Annotated in this window: 20 protein-coding genes; 10 read left to right on the forward strand and 10 right to left on the reverse strand. The window is 51.2% G+C overall.

The genetic code is table 11. The features are described 5' to 3' along the window. Positions 1–60: 60 nt before the first annotated feature. The 6 genes from hupB to bolA form a co-directional block, all read right to left on the reverse strand. Positions 61–351, reverse strand: a complete 291-nt coding sequence (gene hupB, locus GFB57_RS21855; RefSeq protein ID WP_219352570.1) for a nucleoid-associated protein HU-beta — start codon at positions 349–351, stop codon at positions 61–63. 190 nt (positions 352–541) lie between these two features. Continuing rightward, the gene (gene lon, locus GFB57_RS21860; RefSeq protein ID WP_290366910.1) at positions 542–2896 is read right to left on the reverse strand and encodes an endopeptidase La; all 2355 of its coding nucleotides are present in this window, start codon (positions 2894–2896) and stop codon (positions 542–544) included. A 184-nt stretch (positions 2897–3080) separates the two neighbouring features. Beyond that, a complete protein-coding gene (gene clpX / locus GFB57_RS21865) occupies positions 3081–4355 on the reverse strand; it encodes an ATP-dependent protease ATP-binding subunit ClpX (RefSeq protein ID WP_003831013.1) in 1275 nt (424 codons plus the stop codon). A gap of 126 nt (positions 4356–4481) precedes the next feature. Beyond that, positions 4482–5105 (reverse strand): ATP-dependent Clp endopeptidase proteolytic subunit ClpP, encoded by a 624-nt coding sequence (gene clpP / locus GFB57_RS21870; RefSeq protein ID WP_003021624.1) that lies wholly within the window; start codon positions 5103–5105, stop codon positions 4482–4484. 247 nt (positions 5106–5352) lie between these two features. Next, positions 5353–6651: a trigger factor gene (gene tig, locus GFB57_RS21875; RefSeq protein WP_003021622.1), complete on the reverse strand. Its 1299-nt coding sequence runs from the start codon at positions 6649–6651 to the stop codon at positions 5353–5355. A gap of 343 nt (positions 6652–6994) precedes the next feature. Continuing rightward, the gene (bolA, locus tag GFB57_RS21880) at positions 6995–7312 is read right to left on the reverse strand and encodes a transcriptional regulator BolA (protein ID WP_003021619.1); all 318 of its coding nucleotides are present in this window, start codon (positions 7310–7312) and stop codon (positions 6995–6997) included. Between the two features lie 305 nt (positions 7313–7617). Between bolA and GFB57_RS21885 the strand changes: the two genes are divergently transcribed. The 7 genes from GFB57_RS21885 (at position 7618) to cyoE (ending at position 14968) form a co-directional block, all read left to right on the forward strand. Next, complete coding sequence (locus GFB57_RS21885) at positions 7618–8196, forward strand: lipoprotein (RefSeq protein ID WP_003021617.1); 579 nt, start codon at positions 7618–7620, stop codon at positions 8194–8196. 44 nt (positions 8197–8240) lie between these two features. Further along, the gene (ampG, locus tag GFB57_RS21890) at positions 8241–9716 is read left to right on the forward strand and encodes a muropeptide MFS transporter AmpG (RefSeq protein WP_003021615.1); all 1476 of its coding nucleotides are present in this window, start codon (positions 8241–8243) and stop codon (positions 9714–9716) included. A 458-nt stretch (positions 9717–10174) separates the two neighbouring features. Further along, complete coding sequence (gene cyoA, locus GFB57_RS21895; protein WP_003021613.1) at positions 10175–11122, forward strand: cytochrome o ubiquinol oxidase subunit II; 948 nt, start codon at positions 10175–10177, stop codon at positions 11120–11122. A 19-nt stretch (positions 11123–11141) separates the two neighbouring features. Further along, positions 11142–13133, forward strand: a complete 1992-nt coding sequence (gene cyoB, locus GFB57_RS21900; protein WP_003021610.1) for a cytochrome o ubiquinol oxidase subunit I — start codon at positions 11142–11144, stop codon at positions 13131–13133. Then, positions 13123–13737 carry a cytochrome o ubiquinol oxidase subunit III gene (locus GFB57_RS21905; protein WP_003021608.1) on the forward strand — a complete coding sequence of 205 codons (615 nt, stop codon included), beginning with the start codon at positions 13123–13125 and terminating at the stop codon, positions 13735–13737. Before cyoB ends, GFB57_RS21905 begins: the two co-directional genes overlap by 11 nt. Further along, positions 13737–14066, forward strand: a complete 330-nt coding sequence (locus GFB57_RS21910; RefSeq protein ID WP_003021607.1) for a cytochrome o ubiquinol oxidase subunit IV — start codon at positions 13737–13739, stop codon at positions 14064–14066. Before GFB57_RS21905 ends, GFB57_RS21910 begins: the two co-directional genes overlap by 1 nt. Before the next feature lie 11 nt (positions 14067–14077). Then, positions 14078–14968 (forward strand): heme o synthase, encoded by an 891-nt coding sequence (gene cyoE / locus GFB57_RS21915; RefSeq protein WP_003835956.1) that lies wholly within the window; start codon positions 14078–14080, stop codon positions 14966–14968. Between the two features lie 63 nt (positions 14969–15031). On the opposite strand, the gene GFB57_RS21920 is transcribed toward cyoE, so the two are convergent. The 3 genes from GFB57_RS21920 to tssD are packed head-to-tail and all read right to left on the reverse strand — an operon-like array spanning position 15032 to position 16334. Continuing rightward, positions 15032–15391: a DUF1493 family protein gene (locus GFB57_RS21920; RefSeq protein ID WP_003021603.1), complete on the reverse strand. Its 360-nt coding sequence runs from the start codon at positions 15389–15391 to the stop codon at positions 15032–15034. Next, positions 15391–15840: an STM2901 family protein gene (locus tag GFB57_RS21925; RefSeq protein ID WP_003021601.1), complete on the reverse strand. Its 450-nt coding sequence runs from the start codon at positions 15838–15840 to the stop codon at positions 15391–15393. Before GFB57_RS21925 ends, GFB57_RS21920 begins: the two co-directional genes overlap by 1 nt. A gap of 11 nt (positions 15841–15851) precedes the next feature. Beyond that, positions 15852–16334, reverse strand: a complete 483-nt coding sequence (tssD, locus tag GFB57_RS21930) for a type VI secretion system tube protein TssD (protein ID WP_003021598.1) — start codon at positions 16332–16334, stop codon at positions 15852–15854. 182 nt (positions 16335–16516) lie between these two features. Here tssD and GFB57_RS21935 point away from each other — a divergent pair, with 182 nt between their 5' ends. Further along, positions 16517–17881, forward strand: a complete 1365-nt coding sequence (locus GFB57_RS21935; RefSeq protein ID WP_003021596.1) for an MFS transporter — start codon at positions 16517–16519, stop codon at positions 17879–17881. 80 nt (positions 17882–17961) lie between these two features. Here the strand turns inward: GFB57_RS21935 and GFB57_RS21940 are convergent, their stop codons facing one another. Further along, on the reverse strand, positions 17962–18453 hold the full coding sequence (locus tag GFB57_RS21940) for a YajQ family cyclic di-GMP-binding protein (protein ID WP_003021595.1): 492 nt from the start codon (positions 18451–18453) through the stop codon (positions 17962–17964). A gap of 174 nt (positions 18454–18627) precedes the next feature. On the opposite strand from GFB57_RS21940, the gene panE reads away from it, so the two are divergent. Next, entirely contained in the window at positions 18628–19539 is a 912-nt protein-coding gene (panE, locus tag GFB57_RS21945; protein WP_290366911.1) for a 2-dehydropantoate 2-reductase, read from the forward strand. Next, positions 19502–20092 carry a protein deglycase YajL gene (gene yajL / locus GFB57_RS21950; RefSeq protein ID WP_003021591.1) on the forward strand — a complete coding sequence of 197 codons (591 nt, stop codon included), beginning with the start codon at positions 19502–19504 and terminating at the stop codon, positions 20090–20092. The genes panE and yajL overlap by 38 nt, the downstream gene beginning before the upstream one ends. Positions 20093–20105: the final 13 nt, after the last annotated feature.

The following is a 20105-nucleotide window of genomic DNA, read 5'->3' on the forward strand; positions in this document are numbered from 1 at the left end:
AAAAAGGCACATCAGTCGATGCGCCCTTGTACTTCGTCACATCCCCAAAGGGGAAATCACTTAGTTTACCGCGTCTTTCAGTGCTTTACCTGCACGGAAGCCCGGTACTTTAGCCGCGGCAATGGTGATCTCTTTACCTGTTTGCGGGTTGCGACCAGTACGGGCAGCACGCTCTTTAACGGCAAAAGTACCAAAACCTACCAGCGCTACGTCATCACCTTCTTTCAGAGATTCGGTAACAGAAGCAATAATTGCATCTAACGCACGTCCAGCCGCAGCTTTAGAGATATCAGCCCCTGCAGCAATTTTGTCGATCAGTTGAGATTTATTCACTCTTCTCTTCCTCTTTATAATTTATATCGCACCTGAATCCTTCAAAGTGCGACCGCGCAGCAGTTATATCAGGCCTGCCATGCCCTTACAACACCCGTTAATGATGGCAAGCCTAATCCGTCATCTAAATTAGCTATACAAAAAAAGGCTGGCAAGCCCGAAATGGCCTGCCAGCCCTGTTTTTATTAATGCTCTTTGCGCGAGGTCACTATTTTGCCGTCACAACCTGCATTCCAGAGGGTTCATTTTGCAACGCAAGAGCCAGAACTTCCTCAATGCGTTTCACCGGATGGATGTCCAGATCGGCAATTACGTTATCCGGAATCTCTTCCAGGTCACGTTTGTTCTCATCAGGAATTAAGACCGTTTTAATACCGCCACGGTGTGCCGCCAGCAGTTTTTCTTTCAAACCACCGATTGGCAGAACCTGACCACGCAGGGTGATCTCGCCGGTCATCGCCACGTCGGCGCGAACCGGGTTACCGGTAAGACAAGAAACCAGCGCGGTACACATCGCAATACCCGCACTTGGGCCATCTTTCGGCGTCGCTCCTTCAGGTACGTGAACGTGAATGTCGCATTTTTCGTAAAAATCCGGATTAATACCCAGTTTTTCCGCACGCGCACGCACAACGGTCAGTGCAGCCTGAATGGATTCCTGCATGACTTCACCCAGAGAACCGGTGTAGGTCAGCTTACCTTTACCCGGTACGCAGGCGGTTTCGATGGTCAGCAGATCGCCGCCCACTTCCGTCCACGCCAGGCCGGTTACCTGACCAACGCGGTTTTCGTTGTCCGCACGGCCATAATCAAAGCGCTGTACGCCCAGATAGTCGTGCAGGTTATCACCGTTGATCTCAATATGTTTCAGTGACTTATCAAGCAGCAGCTGTTTCACCGCTTTGCGGCACAGTTTGGAGATTTCGCGCTCCAGACTACGCACGCCCGCTTCACGGGTGTAGTAACGAATAATGCCTACAATGGCGCTATCGTCGACCGTCAGCTCACCTTTTTTCAGCGCGTTACGCTCAATCTGTTTCGGCAACAGGTGACGTTTTGCAATATTCAGCTTCTCGTCTTCGGTATAACCGGACAGACGGATCACTTCCATACGATCCAGCAACGGCGCCGGAATATTCATGGAGTTAGAGGTCGCAACGAACATCACGTCGCTGAGATCGTAGTCCACTTCCAGGTAGTGATCGCTGAACGCCACGTTCTGCTCTGGATCCAGCACCTCAAGCAGTGCGGAAGCCGGATCGCCACGCATGTCGGAAGACATTTTGTCGATCTCATCAAGCAGGAACAGCGGGTTTTTAACGCCCACTTTAGCCATTTTCTGGATCAGTTTACCCGGCATAGAACCGATATAGGTCCGGCGGTGACCGCGAATTTCAGCCTCATCACGCACGCCGCCCAGCGCCATACGGATGTATTTACGCCCGGTCGCCTTGGCGATGGACTGCCCCAGAGAAGTTTTACCTACCCCCGGCGGCCCAACCAGACACAGGATCGGCCCCTTGATTTTGTTCACACGGCTTTGGACCGCGAGATACTCAAGGATACGATCTTTGACGCGTTCCAGACCGTAATGGTCGGTATCGAGGATTTCCTGCGCCTGACGCAGGTCTTTTTTGACCTTGCTACGCGCATTCCACGGTACCTGAACCATCCAGTCGATGTAGCCACGCACTACGGTCGCTTCCGCCGACATCGGAGACATCATTTTCAGCTTCTGCAGTTCCGCTTCTGCTTTCTCTTTTGCCTCTTTCGGCATTTTCGCCGCGTCGATCTTACGCTTCAGCGCTTCGTTTTCGTCCGGCGCATCGTCCATCTCGCCGAGTTCTTTCTGAATAGCTTTCATCTGCTCGTTCAGATAGTACTCACGCTGGGATTTTTCCATCTGCTTTTTCACGCGGTTGCGAATGCGTTTCTCAACCTGCAGCAGATCGATTTCAGACTCCATCATCGCCATCAGATATTCCAGACGTTCGTTAACGTCGGACATCTCCAGCACGGACTGTTTGTCAGCCAGCTTCAGCGGCATGTGCGCTGCGATGGTGTCCGCCAGACGTGCAGGATCGTCGATGCTGTTCAGCGACGTCAGCACTTCTGGTGGGATTTTCTTGTTCAGCTTGATGTAGCCTTCAAACTGGCTGATAGCAGTACGCACCAGCACTTCCTGTTCGCGCTCATCAATAGCAGGCGAGTCAAGGTACTCTGCTTTCGCAGAGAAATGCTCGCCGTTGTCAGACAGCGCTGAAATACGCGCACGCTGTAACCCCTCGACCAGCACTTTTACGGTGCCGTCAGGCAGTTTCAGCATCTGCAAAATAGAGGCCACGGTCCCGACGGTGAAAAGATCGTTTACACCCGGCTCATCCGTTGACGCTTCTTTCTGTGCGACCAGCATGATTTTTTTATCATGGTCCATAGCCGCTTCCAGACAACGGATAGATTTTTCCCGCCCTACAAATAAGGGTATGACCATGTGCGGATAAACCACCACATCGCGCAACGGCAATACGGGGATTTCAATGCGTTCAGAACGCTCAGGATTCATAGAGCTCTCTCTTAGTTTAGTTTCCGCCAGGTAATCAGGTGGTACGACTGTGCTTCACACCACCTTTAACATGTATGTCAGTATATGGGGATGTTTCCCACACATTCAACGCCATGTTTACGGAAAAATAAAAGGGGAGATAAAATCCCCCCTTTTTAATTAAATGTCTGTATGAATTGATGAATTATTCGCCAGATGCCTGTTGTGCTTCCGGCTTACCGTAAATCAGCAATGGCTTGCTCTGGCCGCCAATCACCGACTCGTCGATCACCACTTTTTCGACGTCTTCCATCGAAGGCAGATCGTACATGGTGTCGAGCAGCGCGGCTTCGACGATAGAACGCAGACCACGGGCACCGGTTTTACGCGCCATCGCTTTCTTGGCAATCGCATCCAGCGCTTCCTCACGGAACTCCAGATCAACACCTTCAAGATTGAACAACGCCTGATACTGCTTGGTCAGGGCATTTTTCGGCTCTTTGAGGATCTGAATCAGCGCTTCTTCACTCAGTTCGCTCAGGGTTGCCACAACCGGCAGACGACCGATGAACTCAGGGATCAGACCAAATTTGATCAGATCTTCCGGTTCGACCTGCGACAGCAGTTCACCTTCGCTGGCTTTATCAGACTGTGCTTTTACCGTTGCGCCAAAACCAATGCCGGAGCCAGTTTCAACACGGTTAGCAATCACTTTATCCAGACCGGCAAAGGCACCACCGCAGATAAACAGGATCTTGGAGGTATCAACCTGCAGGAATTCCTGCTGAGGATGTTTACGACCACCCTGCGGCGGAACGGCAGCAACCGTACCTTCGATCAGTTTCAACAGCGCCTGCTGTACGCCTTCGCCAGAAACGTCACGGGTAATGGACGGGTTATCAGACTTACGAGAAATCTTGTCGATTTCATCGATATAGACGATCCCACGCTGTGCTTTCTGCACGTCGTAATCGCACTTCTGCAACAGTTTCTGAATAATATTTTCAACATCTTCACCCACATAACCGGCTTCGGTCAGCGTGGTGGCGTCGGCCATAGTGAACGGCACATCCAGCAGGCGCGCCAGCGTTTCAGCCAGCAGCGTTTTACCGGAACCCGTCGGGCCAATCAGCAGGATGTTACTTTTGCCCAACTCAACACCATTGCTGGTGTCGCCGTTGCGCAGACGTTTGTAATGGTTGTATACCGCGACCGCCAGCACTTTCTTCGCCTGCTCCTGACCGATAACGTAATCGTCCAGGTGGTTGCGAATTTCATGTGGCGTCGGCAGCGCACTGCGTTCACGGTGCGGTGCTACTTCCTTAATCTCTTCGCGAATGATGTCGTTGCATAAATCAACACATTCGTCGCAGATATACACGGATGGACCGGCAATCAGCTTACGCACTTCATGCTGGCTTTTGCCGCAAAAAGAGCAGTACAACAATTTGCCCGAGCCATCTTTGCGTTTATCTGTCATGGGTCAAAACCTCTTCTTTGTTCTTTGTGCCGCACACGACGACGCAAATGCCATTCTCAGGCGCAAGACGCTAGTCAGCGTTGTGCCGCTCCAGGTAATTATAGCGGCACACCTGCGCACTGGGCATTAATTACGATGGGTCAAAATCGAGTCGACCAGACCGTACTCTACCGCTTCAGAAGCGGAGAGGAAGCGATCGCGCTCGGTATCACGTTCAATCTGCTCAAGAGATTGACCCGTATGATGCGCCATAAGTTCGTTCATGCGCCCTTTTACCTTCAGGATTTCACGGGCATGAATTTCAATATCCGTTGCCTGGCCCTGGTAACCGCCCAGAGGCTGGTGGATCATGACGCGAGAGTTAGGCAGGCAAAAACGTTTGCCTTTCGCCCCGGCGGTCAGCAGGAACGCCCCCATTGAGGCCGCCTGGCCCATACAAATGGTGCTGACGTCCGGCTTAATAAACTGCATGGTGTCATAGATAGACATCCCGGCAGTGATCACTCCACCAGGGGAGTTGATGTACAGGTAGATATCTTTTTCTGGGTTTTCTGCTTCCAGGAACAGCATCTGCGCCACGATCAGGTTAGCCATATGGTCTTCGACCTGGCCGGTCAGAAAAATGACGCGTTCCTTAAGTAGACGAGAATAGATATCAAAAGAGCGCTCACCACGTGAGGTCTGTTCAATGACCATCGGCACCAGCGCCATATGGGGTGCAAAGTTATCTCGTTCGCCGCTGTATGACATTTCCGTCTCCTGGATAAAATTTGAAAAAACCTGCTGTGCTGATTGTAACCTTATGGACGGATTATCAGCTAGTCCCTCAGTAATGGGTACGACATCGCCATAATTCAAGCATAACAATCTTTTGTTGTAACGCTAACACTGAAACGCTGTTTTCGCACTCTTCCCATGCAAAATGCGTGACAAAAAAAAACCCGCCACCAAAAGGTGACGGGCTTGCGTACGAAATTCGAGCTAAAAAAGCGACGAATTACGCCTGCTGGTTCATCAGCTCGTTGAAGGAAGTGGCTTTTTCAGTCACTTTCGCTTTCGCCAGAACGGCTTCAACAGCCTGCTCTTCCAGAGCGACGTTACGCATGTTGTCCATCAGCTCTTTATTTTTGCTGTAGAACTCAACCACTTCTTTCGGATCTTCGTAAGCAGAAGCCATCTCTTCGATCAGGCCTTTAACGCGATCTTCGTCAGCTTTCAGTTCGTTGGTGCGAATCACTTCGCCCAGCAGCAGACCAACAACTACGCGACGCTTAGCCTGTTCTTCGAACAGTTCACGCGGCAGTTCCAGAGCTTGTTTCTCGTTGCCGCCGAAACGCTGTGCAGCCTGACGACGCAGAACGTCGATTTCGCTGTCGATCAGCGCAGCCGGAACGTCGATGTCGTTAGCTTTTACCAGACCTTCGATCGCCTGAGACTTAACGCGGTTACGCACAGCGCCTTTCAGCTCGCGTTCCATGTTTTTGCGTACTTCAGCGCGCAGACCTGCTACGGAACCATCTTCAACGCCGAAACGTTTGATGAATTCTTCAGTCAGTTCCGGCAGTTCGCGTTCTTCAACTTTCTTCAGGTTGATAACGAACTTAGCGGCTTTACCTTTCAGGTTTTCAGCGTGGTACTCTTCCGGGAAAGTCACGTCGATAGTGAACTCTTCGCCAGCTTTGTGGCCTTTAACGCCTTCTTCAAAGCCTGGGATCATACGACCCTGGCCCATCGCCAGTACGAAGTCAGACGCTTTGCCGCCTTCGAACTCTTCGCCGTCTACAGAACCGGTGAAGTCGATGGTTACACGATCTTCTGCATCAGCAGCGCCGTCTTTGTCTTTCCAGGTAGCCTGCTGCTTACGCAGGGTATCCAGCATCACGTCAACGTCAGCGTCGGTGACTTCAACAACCGGTTTTTCAACTTCGATTGCTTCCAGACCAGTCAGCTCAACTTCTGGGTAAACTTCGAACTCTACCGCGTAAGTAAAATCTTCACCCAGTTTGTATTCGCCCGGAACGTAGTTCGGTGCGCCAGCCGGATTGATTTTTTCTTTGATGATCGCGTCAACGAAGTTGCGGCTCATCAGGTCGCCCAGAACGTCCTGGCGAACAGATGCGCCATAACGCTGAGCAACAACATTCATCGGTACTTTTCCTTTGCGGAAACCGTCAATACGCACTTTCTTCGCTACGTTGACCAGCTCGCTTTTCACAGCGGTCTCGATGCTGTCAGCAGCGATAGTAATCGTTACACGGCGGCCAAGGCCTTGAGTGGTTTCAACTGAAACTTGCATCTTGTTACCTCAAAAAATCACAGTGCTCGGTCAACTCTTCTCCGCAAGCACAGGTTGTTGGCTTCGCGGAACTGGGATGTTCTCATAAGCAATCACATTCCCTGTCGTCAGAATCATCCCGAAGACATTCCGAAAAATAAGACGCGCATTATAGCGGCATCACTTTTATGAGTCGAGAACGGTTATCGCGCGTTGCTGCGGCTTTTTTCACAATTCCCGGCTAATTTTTGTCTGAATACTGTACGACTGCCCCAGAATTCAGACAAAACAAAACGGCCCGCAGGCCGTTTTCACATAATCTGTAGCAACATACTGGAAAAGCGTCGGTTGTTGCAAATCCGTTTTACGCGATGCTTCCCGCCCCACGACACGGAGGCGATGCAAAAATCGTATCCTGCAACGCTTCCCACTCCTTAATGGTGTAGGTATGCAGGGCAAGAGCGTGAACGGTTGTGGAAAGCTCCGCCGTTAACGTGCTGTAAATCATCCGATGACGATTAAGAAAACGTTCACCTGTAAAGCGATCGCTAACCAGCACAACCTTAAAGTGGCTTTCAGAACCAGCCGGGACATTGTGACGATAGCTTTCATCCACAACTTCGAGGAACACGGGTTCGAACGCTGCCCTTAATTTTTCTTCTATTTGCTCACGAATCATCATGAAATTTTCCTCCGACAACGCTGAGATGTCACCCATCCCTTTAAATACTAGCCGCTTTTACCGTTTTCATTACACCTTAGCAACAAAAAATTAGCGCTTGTCTGATTTTCTCAGCCAAACGGATGAAGTTCACTGAATCCTCACTTCGTTTTATTGCAAAAAGTCCGTTTATGGTCTCCACAAAGTCATAAAACGGACAACACAATGAATTTACATGCGTTACCCACTTCCCCTCATCGTTGGCGATGTTATGATGGCGGGAATTTTCTCTAACCATACAATTTAGATTCGCTGAGAGCCCTGGCATGTTTAAAAAAATCCTCTTCCCGTTAGTCGCGATGTTCATGTTAGCTGGATGCGCAACGCCGCCGACCACTATTGAAGTCTCCCCGAAAATTACCCTGCCACAGCAGGACCCAAGCCTGATGGGCGTGACCGTTAGCATCAACGGTGCCGACCAGCGTCAGGATCAAGCGCTGGCAAAAGTCACCCGCGACAACCAGCTGGTTACGCTGACTGCGTCCCGCGATCTGCGCTTCCTGCTGCAAGAAGTACTGGAAAAACAGATGACCGCACGCGGTTATATGATTGGACCAAACGGCGCTGTAAACCTGCAAATCATTGTTAGCCAGCTGTACGCTGACGTGTCTCAGGGTAGCGTGCGCTATAACATTGCCACCAAAGCAGATATCGCCATCATTGCGACCGCTGCTAACGGCAACAAGATGACCAAAAACTACCGCGCAAGCTATTCTGTTGAAGGCGCACTGCAGGCCTCTAACAAAAATATCGCTGACGCCGTTAACAGCGTGCTGACCGACACCATCGCTGATATGTCTCAGGACACCAGCGTTCACGATTTCATCAAGCAGAACGCTCGTTAATTTCTGCCCATATGGCCCGGCGTTCGTCGGGCCTATAGAAGCCCATGTCCAGTCATTACTTACGTATTTTTCAGCAACCACGCTCAGCTATCCTGCTTATTCTGGGGTTCGCCTCCGGTTTACCGCTCGCACTCACCTCCGGTACGCTTCAGGCGTGGATGACGGTCGAGAATATCGATCTTAAAACCATCGGTTTCTTTTCCCTGGTAGGTCAGGCCTACGTATTTAAGTTTCTCTGGTCCCCGTTGATGGACCGTTACACGCCACCGTTTTTAGGTCGACGTCGCGGCTGGCTGCTGGCGACCCAGGTGCTGTTGTTAATTTCTATCGCCGCGATGGGCTTTCTGGAGCCTGGCACACAGTTACGCTGGATGGCCGCACTCGCAGTAGTGATCGCTTTTTGCTCGGCCTCGCAGGATATCGTCTTTGATGCCTGGAAAACCGACGTGTTGCCCGCAGAAGAGCGCGGCACCGGCGCGGCTATCAGCGTGCTGGGCTATCGATTAGGGATGCTGGTTTCAGGCGGACTGGCCCTGTGGATGGCCGATCGCTGGCTGGGCTGGCAAGGGATGTACTGGCTGATGGCAGCGCTGTTGATTCCTTGTATCATCGCCACCCTGTTAGCACCTGAACCGACTGATACCATTCCGGTACCTAAAACGCTGGAACAGGCGGTTGCGGCTCCGCTGCGCGACTTCTTTGGTCGTAACAACGCCTGGCTTATCCTGCTGCTTATTGTGCTGTATAAGCTCGGGGATGCCTTCGCCATGAGCCTGACCACCACCTTTTTGATCCGCGGCGTTGGATTTGATGCGGGTGAGGTTGGTGTGGTGAATAAAACGCTCGGGCTTCTGGCAACCATCGTTGGTGCATTGTACGGCGGGATCCTGATGCAGCGCCTTTCGCTGTTCCGCGCATTGCTGATATTTGGCATTCTGCAAGGGGCGTCAAATGCAGGCTACTGGCTATTGTCCATCACTGACAAACACATGTTCAGTATGGCGGCCGCCGTCTTCTTTGAAAACCTGTGTGGCGGAATGGGCACAGCGGCGTTTGTCGCTTTATTAATGACGCTGTGCAATAAGTCCTTCTCAGCGACCCAGTTCGCCCTGCTCTCCGCGCTTTCAGCCGTTGGTCGCGTTTATGTTGGCCCGGTAGCGGGTTGGTTTGTCGAAGCACACGGCTGGCCGACGTTTTATCTGTTCTCCGTGTTTGCCGCGATCCCCGGCCTCATACTGCTGCTGGTATGTCGCCAGACCCTGGAACATAGCTGGCAAAATGAAAGCTTTATTCCGCGTACGGAATTTCGTGGAGCGTACAGTCTGGCATTAATGACGTTGGTAGTGGGTTGCTGCTTGCTGCTGGTTTGGCTGCTACTGTTAACCATGAACGCGCTGGATTACACCAACTTCTCCTTCCTGCCGGAACTGCTTGAAGTCTCGGTGGCGGTCGCGGTCTGCGGGGTGATTTTTGGTGGATTGCTGGATTATCTGGCTCTGCGCAAAAACCGTCTGGCGTAAAAAACCGTATTAATAAGCCGTTGTAATCACCTTGCGTAATTATAACGGCTAAATAAACAACAATTGATAAAAATAATATTTGTTATTTTGTGCGCCAAAGAATTTGGAAATTATTGACGCCTTTTATATATTTTATTTTCCTTACTCGATTCAGCCACTACAGATTTATTTTTTGTTCCCAATTTGTCTTTTTATTGATAATCAATTGTTAAACAATTGTTTTATTTTCGTATTGGTTATACCAATTGCCCTCAGCCTGCCCCCCACCTGCCTGCTTTCGTTATAACGTGATGTTGCAACAGGTTCTTAAAGTCAAAGCGACATATATTGCAACATATGTGACATGCACGGCAGAACCCAGTAACACAGATCCAAGGATGTTTACAGTAATGTAACCTTCCCGTAAAATGCCCTCACACTTTAAACGCCACCCGGTCCCGTGGAATTGAGGTCGTTAAATGAGACTCAGGAAATACAATAAAAGTTTGGGATGGTTGTCATTAATTGCAGGCACTGCGTTACTCAGTGGCTGTAATTCTGCGCTGCTTGACCCTAAAGGACAGATTGGACTGGAACAACGTTCACTGATACTGACGGCATTTGGCCTGATGTTGATTGTCGTTATTCCTGCCATCTTGATGGCTGTTGGTTTTGCCTGGAAGTATCGTGCAAGCAATAAAGATGCGAAGTACAGCCCGAACTGGTCACACTCCAATAAAGTGGAAGCTGTGGTCTGGACGGTGCCGATCTTAATCATCATTTTCCTTGCCGTTCTGACCTGGAAAACCACTCACGCTCTTGAGCCAAGCAAACCGCTGGCGCATGACGAGAAGCCCATTACCATCGAAGTGGTTTCCATGGACTGGAAATGGTTCTTCATCTATCCGGAACAGGGTATCGCTACCGTGAATGAAATCGCCTTCCCGGCGAATACTCCGGTTGAGTTCAAAGTGACATCCAACTCCGTGATGAACTCCTTCTTTATCCCGCGTCTGGGTAGCCAGATTTATGCCATGGCCGGTATGCAGACTCGACTGCATCTGATCGCCAACGAAGTCGGTACTTATGATGGTATCTCCGCAAGCTATAGCGGACCAGGCTTCTCTGGTATGAAGTTCAAGGCTATCGCAACAAAGGACCGCGCCGAATTCGACCAATGGGTTGCTAAAGCTAAACAGTCCACGAACACCATGAGCGACATGGCTGCGTTCGAGAAAGTGGCTGTGCCAAGCGAATACAACCAGGTGGAATACTTCTCCAACGTGAAACCCGATTTGTTTAAAGATGTTATTAACAAATTTATGGCTCACGGTAAGAGCATGGACATGACCCAACCCGAAGGTGAGCACAACGCACACGAAGGCATGGAAGGCATGGACATGAGCCACGCGGAATCCGCTCACTAAGGGGCCGAGGAAGAATACGATGTTCGGAAAATTGACGCTGGATGCAGTGCCGTTCCATGAACCCATTGTCATGGTTACGATCGCTGCCATTATCATCGGTGGTGCGGCCTTACTGGGCCTAATCACTTACTTCGGTAAGTGGACCTACCTGTGGAAAGAGTGGCTGACTTCGGTTGACCACAAACGCCTTGGCATCATGTATGTCATCGTCGCAATCGTCATGTTGATTCGTGGCTTTGCCGACGCCATCATGATGCGTAGTCAGCAAGCGCTGGCTTCTGCAGGTGAAGCGGGCTTCCTGCCTCCTCACCACTACGACCAGATCTTCACGGCTCACGGCGTGATTATGATCTTCTTCGTGGCAATGCCATTTGTTATCGGTCTGATGAACCTGGTGGTTCCGCTGCAGATCGGCGCACGTGACGTTGCATTCCCGTTCCTGAACAACCTGAGCTTCTGGTTCACCGTTGTCGGCGTAATCCTGGTTAACCTGTCTCTGGGCGTAGGTGAATTCGCACAGACCGGTTGGCTGGCGTATCCGCCGCTCTCGGGAATAGAGTACAGTCCAAGCGTCGGGGTCGATTATTGGATATGGGCAGTCCAGTTGTCCGGTATTGGTACAACCCTGACCGGTATCAACTTCTTTGTGACCATCATTAAGATGCGTGCACCAGGAATGACCATGTTCAAGATGCCGGTATTTAGCTGGGCGTCTCTGTGCGCGAACATCCTGATTATCGCCTCTTTCCCAATCCTGACGGTTACCGTCGCGTTGCTGACCCTGGATCGCTATCTGGGCACCCATTTCTTTACCAACGATATGGGCGGCAACATGATGATGTACATCAACCTGATTTGGGCCTGGGGCCATCCGGAAGTGTACATCCTGGTTCTGCCGGTCTTCGGGGTGTTCTCCGAAATCGCGGCAACCTTCTCACGTAAACGTCTGTTTGGTTACACCTCGCTGGTGTGGGCAACCGTGTGTATCACCGTTCTGTCGTTCGTTGTTTGGCTGCACCACTTCTTCACCATGGGTGCAGGCGCTAACGTAAACGCCTTCTTCGGTATTACCACCATGATTATCGCCATCCCGACCGGGGTGAAGATCTTCAACTGGCTGTTCACCATGTATCAGGGCCGTATCGTATTCCACTCAGCGATGCTGTGGACGATTGGCTTTATCGTGACCTTCTCAGTTGGCGGCATGACCGGCGTACTGCTGGCGGTTCCGGGTGCGGACTTCGTACTGCACAACAGTCTGTTCCTGATTGCGCACTTCCATAACGTTATCATCGGCGGCGTCGTATTTGGCTGCTTCGCAGGTATGACCTACTGGTGGCCAAAAGCGTTTGGCTTCACGCTGAACGAAACCTGGGGTAAACGCGCATTCTGGTTCTGGATCATCGGCTTCTTCGTGGCATTTATGCCGCTGTACGTGCTGGGCTTCATGGGTATGACCCGTCGCCTCAGCCAGCAGATTGACCCGCAGTTCCATCCGATGCTGGTCGTTGCCGCCTGCGGTGCCGCGCTGATTGCACTGGGTATCCTGTGCCAGCTGATTCAGATTTACGTCTCTATTCGCGACCGCGAGCAGAACCGTGACCTGACCGGTGACCCATGGGGTGGTCGTACGCTGGAGTGGGCAACCTCTTCCCCGCCTCCGTTCTATAACTTTGCCGTTGTGCCGCACGTTCACGAGCGTGATGCCTTCTGGGAAATGAAAGAAAAAGGTGAAGCGTACAAGCAGCCTGCGCACTATGAAGAAATTCATATGCCGAAGAACAGCGGTGCCGGTATCGTCATTACCGCCTTCGCAACACTGTTTGGTTTCGCCATGATCTGGCATATCTGGTGGCTGGCGATTGCAAGCTTCGCAGGCATGATCATCAGCTGGATTGTGAAAAGCTTTGATGAAGACGTGGATTACTACGTGCCGGTCCCGGAAGTCGAAAAACTGGAAAACCAGCATTTCGATGAGATTACTAAGGCAGGGCTGAAAAATGGCAACTGATACTTTAACGCACGCGACTGCCCACGCGCACGAACACGGGCACCACGATGCAGGCCAGACCAAAATCTTCGGATTCTGGATCTACCTGATGAGCGACTGCATTCTGTTCTCTATTCTGTTTGCAACCTATGCCGTTCTGGTGAACGGCACCGCAGGTGGCCCGACAGGTAAGGACATTTTTGAACTGCCGTTCGTTCTGGTTGAAACATTCCTGCTGTTATTCAGCTCCATTACTTACGGCATGGCAGCGATTGCCATGTACAAGAACAACAAGAGCCAGGTTATCTCCTGGCTGGCGTTGACCTTCTTGTTCGGTGCCGGATTTATCGGGATGGAACTCTATGAATTCCATCACCTGATTGTTAACGGCATGGGCCCGGATCGCAGCGGTTTCCTGTCTGCGTTCTTCGCGCTGGTAGGCACGCACGGTCTGCACGTCACCTCCGGTCTTATCTGGATGGCGGTTCTGATGGTGCAAGTCGCTCGTCGCGGCCTGACCAGTACTAACCGTACCCGCATCATGTGCCTGAGCCTGTTCTGGCACTTCCTGGATGTGGTATGGATCTGTGTGTTCACTGTTGTTTATCTGATGGGGGCGATGTAATGAGTCATGCTAACGAGAGCGGCGGCGCATCCCATGGCAGCGTAAAAACCTACATGACAGGTTTTATCCTGTCGATCATCCTGACGGTCATTCCGTTCTGGATGGTGATGACAGGTTCTGCCTCTCCGGCCGTCATTCTGGGAACTATTCTGGCAATGGCAGTGGTACAGATTCTGGTGCACCTGGTGTGCTTCCTGCACATGAATAGCAAATCTGATGAAGGTTGGAACATGACGGCCTTTGTCTTTACTGTGCTAATCATCGCCATCCTGGTTGTGGGCTCCATCTGGATTATGTGGAACCTTAACTACAACATGATGATGCACTAAGAGCGGCGATTATGATGTTTAAGCAATACCTGCAAGTAACGAAACCAGGCATCATCTTTGGCAACCTGATCTCGGTGATTGGGGGGTTCCTGCTGGCCTCGAAAGGCAGCATTGATTATCCCCTGTTTATCTACACGCTGGTTGGGGTGTCACTGGTTGTGGCGTCGGGTTGTGTATTTAACAACTACATCGACAGGGATATCGACAGGAAGATGGAGAGGACCAAAAACCGCGTGCTGGTTAAAGGTCTGATTTCCCCTGCGGTCTCACTGGTATACGCCACCCTGCTGGGTATTGCTGGCTTTATGCTACTGTGGTTTGGCGCGAACCCTCTGGCCTGCTGGCTGGGGGTAATGGGCTTCGTGGTCTATGTGGGCGTCTATAGCCTGTACATGAAGCGCCATTCCGTTTATGGCACGCTGATTGGCTCACTCTCCGGCGCTGCGCCGCCGGTGATTGGCTACTGCGCCGTAACCGGTGAGTTCGATAGCGGTGCGCTGATTCTGCTGGCTATTTTCAGCCTGTGGCAGATGCCGCACTCTTACGCGATTGCGATTTTCCGCTTTAAGGATTATCAGGCTGCCAACATCCCAGTACTGCCGGTGGTGAAAGGCATTTCAGTCGCGAAAAACCATATCACGCTGTATATCATCGCATTTGCTATCGCCACGCTGATGCTAACCCTGGGCGGCTATGCAGGTTATAAATACCTGATTGTTGCTGCGGCGGTGAGCGTCTGGTGGTTGGGCATGGCACTGCGCGGTTATAAAGTGGAAGATGACAAAGTCTGGGCGCGCAAGCTGTTCGGCTTCTCCATCATCGCCATTACCGCGCTTTCCGTGATGATGTCCGTCGACTTTATGGTGCCAAACTCGCAGAACCTGCTGACTTACGTCTGGTAAAATCTGCTGATACGAAAAGGGTGCTTCGGCACCCTTTTTTATTACTATGCAGTTTGGAGAGCATTAGGTCTCGTCTTTTTGTTTATCATCCCAGACCTCAAACAGCCATTTCCCCGCTTCAGCCGACTCAGCAAACATCCTTACGGTTAACGGTATGCGCGTTGCTTCCACTTCTTCCCGGTTAGCCTTGAACCATCTCGTGAATAGCGGTAGATTGTGCCATGGATAATAAGGTTTCCAGTTCACACATGATAAATCGACTTTGAACTCTTTCTCATATCGATCCAGAGCCCAGTAGAGATCATCACCGGGGGCACCAAACAAATCTGAATCAAGTTCTAAAGGAACCTCTTTCCAGTTTTCATCCAAATACCCAGGTATTTCTTCCCTGAACAGCCTTAACACATCGTCTTGAATGCTCATTAGAATGATGTCCACTGAATACGATCTTTGGGCCTAGCAATCAGATTGTATTTTGTCTGCGTCTTTCTGGAGACTTGCACAAGCGCATTTATAAGACCAATCCACCCAAACCAAGGTACATAACGAGCAATCACAGCAGCGAGTTTGTTGGTTCTTTGTATCCTGAACCCCACCGGAGTGGGGACTTTAATACCAAATGGTACCCGCGCATCTCTCAGAAGCATTCTCCCGTATTTGGAAACAACACTTGTTCCTTCAATAGCCCCAGAAGGTTTCTGTCTTGTGTTCAACCAAGGTTGACCAGCCAGAATCGCGGCTCCCGATTCAATGCCAATTCCTAACTCATCACAAAATTGTTCCAGAAAGATGAGATCTAACAATTCCCCAGCTGACAGATTGCTGTGACCATGATACCAATAGGTTCCATTCGCTTCTTCAGTTGTGTCCATTCAATCACCCATTATGCCGTCTGCCGGTCATTCCATGCGTCGGTATAGATAATGTTCCCGTCGCAATGCTTCCATGTGATTTTTTCGTAGCGTAACTCTATGGTTTCAAGGTGATTGTTGTTTTTGTCTTCTGGCCCAGCCATCGTCGGAGAGACCGAGACAATCCGCACGCCCTCGAGCAGCATGTTGAAATACTCCACTTCCTGACCGGCATCATTGATTTTGTACCAACGAATCTCTGCAGACTTAAGATTCTGACCAGAAGCGACCGCTTTGTATAAATAGGGACTCGAGTAGTCAAACTCTTTGACGATCATCATCGGTGAATGTTGGCGTGTGCCTGTTGGTTTACCCGTTGCATTATCAGTTGGAATAGAGAGATTGTGATGAAAACCTTTAAATTCAATACTGTATTCTCTTCCCTTTACGTCACACCCGCCCTTAATCAGCGCGCCACCATCGTCATAAATCCACATATTGCCTGGAATCGCCATTTTCCTTTTCCCTCTTTCCATTAGAAATAACCACAAAAAGACTACACCTGTAATTATCGCAAGTAAATTAGTTGCAGCTGTAACTATTTAAGTTTCCGCGCTACACAATTCCACATATCGTAGAGGTTTACCCCATTCCTTCCCCGCTTTACACTAGGCGCGAAATTAATACAGAGGTGGGAATGAACGATTACAAAATGACGCCCGGTGAGTTGCGCGCCACCTGGGGTTTAGGGACCGTATTCTCGTTGCGCATGCTTGGCATGTTTATGGTTCTACCGGTTCTGACCACATACGGCATGGCGCTACAGGGCGCCAGTGAAGCGCTGATAGGCCTTGCCATCGGCATTTATGGCCTGGCGCAGGCCGTCTTCCAGATCCCCTTTGGTTTGCTCTCTGACCGCATCGGCCGTAAGCCGCTTATTGTCGGTGGGCTGGCGGTATTTGTTCTCGGCAGCGTAATTGCCGCCCTTTCCGATTCAATCTGGGGAATTATTCTAGGCCGCGCCCTACAAGGCTCTGGCGCGATTGCTGCCGCCGTGATGGCGCTGCTTTCCGACTTAACCCGCGAGCAAAACCGCACCAAAGCGATGGCGTTTATCGGCGTCAGCTTTGGTATCACCTTTGCCATTGCGATGGTGCTAGGGCCAATCGTTACCCATGCGCTGGGGCTACACGCGCTGTTCTGGATGATTGCCGCCCTTGCCACCACGGGTATCGTGCTGACCATTTGGGTCGTTCCCAATAGCACCAGCCACGTACTAAACCGCGAGTCGGGCATGGTAAAAGATAGCTTCAGCAAAGTGCTGGCGGAGCCCAAACTGCTGAAGCTTAACTTTGGCATCATGTGCCTGCATATTTTGCTGATGTCCACTTTCGTCGCGTTACCAGGACAACTGGCGAAAGCCGGTTTCCCCGCCGCAGAACACTGGAAAATTTATCTGGTGACGATGCTGCTGTCCTTTGTTTCCGTGGTGCCGTTCATCATTTACGCCGAAGTAAAGCGCCGGATGAAACGCGTATTCCTCGCCTGCGTGTTCCTGATCCTTATCGCAGAGATCGTTTTGTGGAGCGCTAACGTGCGTTTCTGGGGGCTGATTGCGGGCGTGCAGATCTTCTTCCTCGCCTTTAACCTGATGGAAGCCCTCCTCCCCTCGCTTATCAGCAAAGAATCGCCTGCGGGTTACAAAGGCACGGCAATGGGTGTTTACTCCACCAGCCAGTTTCTTGGCGTGGCGATTGGCGGTTCGCTCGGCGGTTGGGTGGTTGAAATGTTTGATGGTCAGGCCGTATTTCTGGCCGGTGCGCTGCTGGCGGCAGTTTGGTTGATTGTGGCAAGCACAATGAAAGAGCCACCGTACGTCAGCAGCCTGCGTGTGGAAATTCCACCAGAAATTGCCGCAGATGACACGTTAAAGCAGCGCCTGCTGGCAAAAGAAGGGATAAGCGAAGTGTTAATCGTGGCGAAAGAGCATTCGGCCTACGTGAAAATCGACAGCAAAGTCACCAATCGATTTGAGGTTGAGCAGACCATCAGCCAGGCGTGATGATTGCCGGATGGCGACTATCGTCTGATCCGGCCTACCAATAGCGTGTGCTACCTGTAGGCCGGATCAGGCATTACGACTTAATCGCGGAAGTTCTTGAACTGGAACGGTTGACCGAGATCGCCGCCGCGAACCAGCGCCATGACGGATTGCAGATCGTCGCGCGCCTTACCGGTCACACGAATTTCTTCACCCTGAATCTGCGCCTGCACCTTCAGCTTGCTGTCTTTGATCAGCTTAACGATTTTCTTTTGCACCGCGCTTTCAATGCCCTGCTTCAGCTTAGCTTCAACAAACCAGGTTTTACCGCTGTGCACGAAAGTTTCTGGTACGTCCAGCGAGGTGCCTTCAATACCGCGTTTCAGCAGCTTGGCACGCAAAATATCCAGCAGCTGATTAACCTGAAAATCAGACTCGCTCATCACCTTAATCGTCTTATTTGACTCATTCAGCTCAAAAGTGGCTTCAACGCCACGAAAATCAAAGCGTGACTCGACTTCACGGCTGGCGTTATCCACCGCGTTACGGGCTTCCTGAAGATCAACTTCAGAGACAATATCGAAAGATGGCATCTTTTCCTCTCCCTTCATTTTTGATGCGAAGCATAATACCTGCAAAGTTACTCAACAGACAGCGCTATACTAGGCTGTATCCTTTCATTGTACGTGGTAGCGACATCTGCGAACAATAATAGGGTGCGGTCGATATGGATTAACACCTGGTGCTGTTGCAGGTGAGGAGGAAGAATGAAAATTACCGTACTGGGATGTGGAGCGTTAGGACAGCTATGGCTTACAGCGCTGTGCAAACATGGACATGAGGTGCAAGGGTGGCTGCGCGTACCGCAACCCTACTGCAGCGTAAACCTGATCGACACGGATGGCTCAGTTTTTAATGAATCCCTGACGGCAAACGACCCCGACTTTTTGGCAAAAAGCGACCTGCTGCTGGTCACTCTGAAGGCCTGGCAAGTTTCTGATGCGGTAAAAGGCCTGTCTGCAATTCTGCCTGAAACCACGCCCATTCTGCTTATTCACAACGGCATGGGGACGATTGAAGAGTTACATAACATTAAGCAACCCTTGCTGATGGGAACCACCACCCACGCAGCACGCCGTGACGGGAACGTCATCATTCATGTCGCTCAGGGAACAACGCGTATTGGGCCGGCGCGTGAGCAAGACGGCGATTTCAGCTATCCGGCTGAAACCCTGCAAGAGGTGCTGCCGGACGTCGCCTGGCACAACACCATTCGCGCCGAGCTGTGGCGCAAGCTGGCCGTCAACTGCGTCATTAACCCGCTGACCGCATTATGGGATTGCCCAAACGGTGAGCTACGCCATCATCCCGAAAAAATAGCGCTCATCTGTGAGGAAGTGGCAGCGGTGATCGAACGCGAAGGCCACCACACATCAGCGGATGATTTACGCTATTATGTCGAGCAAGTGATTGACAGTACGGCGGAAAATATCTCATCTATGCTGCAGGACATTCGCGCCATGCGTCATACCGAGATCGACTACATTACCGGTTATTTGTTAAAACGTGCACGCGCGCACGGCATCGCCGTTCCGGAAAATGCCCGCCTGTTTGAAATGGTTAAAAGAAAGGAAAGTGAGTATGAGCGCTCAAGCACTGGTATGTCTCGCCCCTGGTAGTGAAGAAACCGAAGCGGTTACTACTATCGATCTACTGGTTCGCGGCGGAATTAAGGTCACAACCGCCAGCGTCGCCAGCGATGGCAACCTGACGATCGTGTGCTCGCGCGGTGTGAAACTGCTGGCGGATGCGCCATTAGTCGAAGTTGCTGACGGCGATTTCGACATTATCGTACTGCCGGGCGGTATTAAAGGCGCCGAGTGTTTTCGCGACAGCCCTCTGCTGGTCGAAACCGTGAAGCAGTTTCATCGCTCCGGACGCATTGTCGCGGCAATCTGTGCCGCTGCCGCGACCGTCCTCGTCCCACACGACATTTTTCCCATCGGTAACATGACCGGCTACCCGGCGCTGAAAGACAAGATCCCCGCGGATCAATGGCAGGACAAGCGTGTCGTGTGGGATCCACGCGTCAACTTGTTAACCAGCCAGGGACCGGGAACCTCAATCGATTTCGGTTTGAAAATCATTGATCTTCTGGTCAGTCGTGAAAAGGCTTACGAAGTTGCGTCACAACTGGTGATGGCAGCGGGAATCTATAACTACTACGAATAAATCTTCAGGCCAC

The sequence above is a fragment of the Citrobacter sp. S39 genome, assembly GCF_009495675.1.
GTDB classification, from domain to species: domain Bacteria; phylum Pseudomonadota; class Gammaproteobacteria; order Enterobacterales; family Enterobacteriaceae; genus Citrobacter; species Citrobacter freundii.